Source organism: Vibrio clamense (assembly GCF_050337905.1).
GTDB classification, from domain to species: Bacteria; Pseudomonadota; Gammaproteobacteria; order Enterobacterales; family Vibrionaceae; genus Vibrio; species Vibrio cortegadensis.
On sequence record NZ_JAKJTJ010000013.1, the window covers coordinates 1 to 3174 of the forward strand.

Annotated in this window: 1 tRNA gene and 4 rRNA genes; all 5 read right to left on the reverse strand. The window is 46.3% G+C overall.

The window, feature by feature from the left end:
- Window positions 1-279: ribosomal RNA gene (locus L4C39_RS00540) — 23S ribosomal RNA — on the reverse strand; the annotation flags it as partial.
- 463 nt (window positions 280-742) lie between these two features.
- Window positions 743-818: transfer RNA gene (locus L4C39_RS00545), tRNA-Ala, on the reverse strand.
- A gap of 82 nt (window positions 819-900) precedes the next feature.
- Window positions 901-2445 (reverse strand): 16S ribosomal RNA (locus L4C39_RS00550).
- Between the two features lie 398 nt (window positions 2446-2843).
- Window positions 2844-2959 (reverse strand): 5S ribosomal RNA (rrf, locus tag L4C39_RS00555).
- A gap of 94 nt (window positions 2960-3053) precedes the next feature.
- Window positions 3054-3174 (reverse strand): 23S ribosomal RNA (locus L4C39_RS00560); the annotation flags it as partial.

The window sequence follows — 3174 nt, forward strand, 5'->3', positions numbered from 1 at the left end:
TTAAAAGCTTAAGGGCTAATCCAATTTCGCTCGCCGCTACTTTCGGAATCTCGGTTGATTTCTCTTCCTTCGGGTACTTAGATGTTTCAGTTCCCCGAGTTCGCCTCGTTACGCTATGTATTCACGTAACGATACTAGCTTATGCTAGTGGGTTTCCCCATTCGGAAATCCCAGACTCAAAAGACTTTTACTGTCTAATCTGGGCTTATCGCAAGTTAATACGTCCTTCATCGCCTCTGACTGCCAAGGCATCCACCGTGTACGCTTAGTCACTTAACCATACAACCCGAAAGGGTCTTATGTATGGCACAAATTTGCTTTCACTTTTGAAAAGTGAAGACAAAAAGCAACCAAGGTTTTTGGTTGTCATCAAGAAGGGTTAATTCTTGATAACTGTTTGCCGGACTCAATGCTTTTCTGTCTCCGCTTTTTAGAAAAAAGCAGAAGCAAAAAAGTCGATACTTTTTATTTTCCTTTTTTGAAAAGGAAAAACAAAAAGCCAAGACACTTGAATGTGTTTGTGTGTTTATCTCGTTCTTATTAACTAAGAAAAGATAAACATTGAGAACTTTTAAATTTGATTAACTTAATTACAGCCTGRGCCGTTTTGTTTTACTTTTTAAAAGTAAAAATAATTAAGCTAATCAGTCAGCTTTCCAAATTGTTAAAGAGCATGTATTTCATTATCTAAAGATAATGTAACCATTTCTAAGGACACTAAATAAAGGAATGTACTTAAAGATGGTGGAGCTATGCGGGATCGAACCGCAGACCTCTTCGCTGCCAGCGAAGCGCTCTCCCAGCTGAGCTATAGCCCCATCTGGTAAAGTAAAATCCTTTTTTACTCTAAAATAAACCTAATCAATCTGTGTGGGTACTCATCGTGAAAATCTTCGTATATAAGGAGGTGATCCAGCCCCAGGTTCCCCTAGGGCTACCTTGTTACGACTTCACCCCAGTCATGAACCACAAAGTGGTGAGCGTCCTCCCCGAAAGGTTAAACTACCCACTTCTTTTGCAGCCCACTCCCATGGTGTGACGGGCGGTGTGTACAAGGCCCGGGAACGTATTCACCGTAGCATTCTGATCTACGATTACTAGCGATTCCGACTTCATGGAGTCGAGTTGCAGACTCCAATCCGGACTACGACGCACTTTTTGGGATTCGCTCACTATCGCTAGCTTGCTGCCCTCTGTATGCGCCATTGTAGCACGTGTGTAGCCCTACTCGTAAGGGCCATGATGACTTGACGTCGTCCCCACCTTCCTCCGGTTTATCACCGGCAGTCTCCCTGGAGTTCCCGACATTACTCGCTGGCAAACAAGGATAAGGGTTGCGCTCGTTGCGGGACTTAACCCAACATTTCACAACACGAGCTGACGACAGCCATGCAGCACCTGTCTCAGAGTTCCCGAAGGCACACCTGCGTCTCCGCTGGCTTCTCTGGATGTCAAGAGTAGGTAAGGTTCTTCGCGTTGCATCGAATTAAACCACATGCTCCACCGCTTGTGCGGGCCCCCGTCAATTCATTTGAGTTTTAATCTTGCGACCGTACTCCCCAGGCGGTCTACTTAACGCGTTAGCTCCGAAAGCCACGGCTCAAGGCCACAACCTCCAAGTAGACATCGTTTACGGCGTGGACTACCAGGGTATCTAATCCTGTTTGCTCCCCACGCTTTCGCATCTGAGTGTCAGTATCTGTCCAGGGGGCCGCCTTCGCCACTGGTATTCCTTCAGATCTCTACGCATTTCACCGCTACACCTGAAATTCTACCCCCCTCTACAGTACTCTAGTCCGCCAGTTTCAAATGCAGTTCCGAGGTTGAGCCCCGGGCTTTCACATCTGACTTAACGAACCACCTGCATGCGCTTTACGCCCAGTAATTCCGATTAACGCTCGCACCCTCCGTATTACCGCGGCTGCTGGCACGGAGTTAGCCGGTGCTTCTTCTGTCGCTAACGTCAAATGATGCTGCTATTAACAACACCACCTTCCTCACGACTGAAAGTACTTTACAACCCGAAGGCCTTCTTCATACACGCGGCATGGCTGCATCAGGCTTGCGCCCATTGTGCAATATTCCCCACTGCTGCCTCCCGTAGGAGTCTGGACCGTGTCTCAGTTCCAGTGTGGCTGATCATCCTCTCAGACCAGCTAGGGATCGTCGCCTTGGTGAGCCATTACCTCACCAACTAGCTAATCCCACCTAGGCATATCCTGACGCGAGAGGCCCGAAGGTCCCCCTCTTTGGCCCGAAGGCATTATGCGGTATTAGCCATCGTTTCCAATGGTTATCCCCCACATCAGGGCAATTTCCTAGGCATTACTCACCCGTCCGCCGCTCGTCAGCGAAGTAGCAAGCTACTTCCTGTTACCGCTCGACTTGCATGTGTTAGGCCTGCCGCCAGCGTTCAATCTGAGCCATGATCAAACTCTTCAATTAAAGTTTTTTGCATCCTAAGATGCGGCTCAATGAATACTGACTTCAAAACTACTATGTAATTTTAAAGCTATTATCATTCCAACAGAATGATAATGAATTGACTGTGCCAAGTTCTAAGAACTTGTATTGGTCACTCAGTTCATTGATATCTTTTGCTTCGACAAAGCGAAACTAGTGATTATCATCAACGAGTGCCCACACAGATTGATAGGTCTAAATTGTTAAAGAGCTTTGCTTTCAGTGCCTTAGCACCTAAGCAGGAGGCGTATAATACGCTTTCTACTTTGAAAGTCAACATAATATTCTAAGTAATCACTTAAAAAACTATGTTGACTCATCTCAGCGAGATAAGTCGAACTTTTTGTCTTCACTTTTTAAAAAAGTGAAAATAAATAGGAGCCTGGCGATGTCCTACTCTCACATGGGGAAACCCCACACTACCATCGGCGCTACTGCGTTTCACTTCTGAGTTCGGCATGGGATCAGGTGGGTCCGCAACGCTATGGTCGCCAAGCAAATTCTTAAAATTCGGAAAGCTGTTTTCGTTCTCTAAACTCATTCAAGTTTGTCTGTATATATCGAGTCCATCAAAACCCCTTGGGTGTTGTATGGTTAAGCCTCACGGGCAATTAGTACAGGTTAGCTCAATGCCTCGCAGCACTTACACACCCTGCCTATCAACGTTCTAGTCTTGAACAACCCTTTAGGGCACTTATAGTGCCAGGGAAG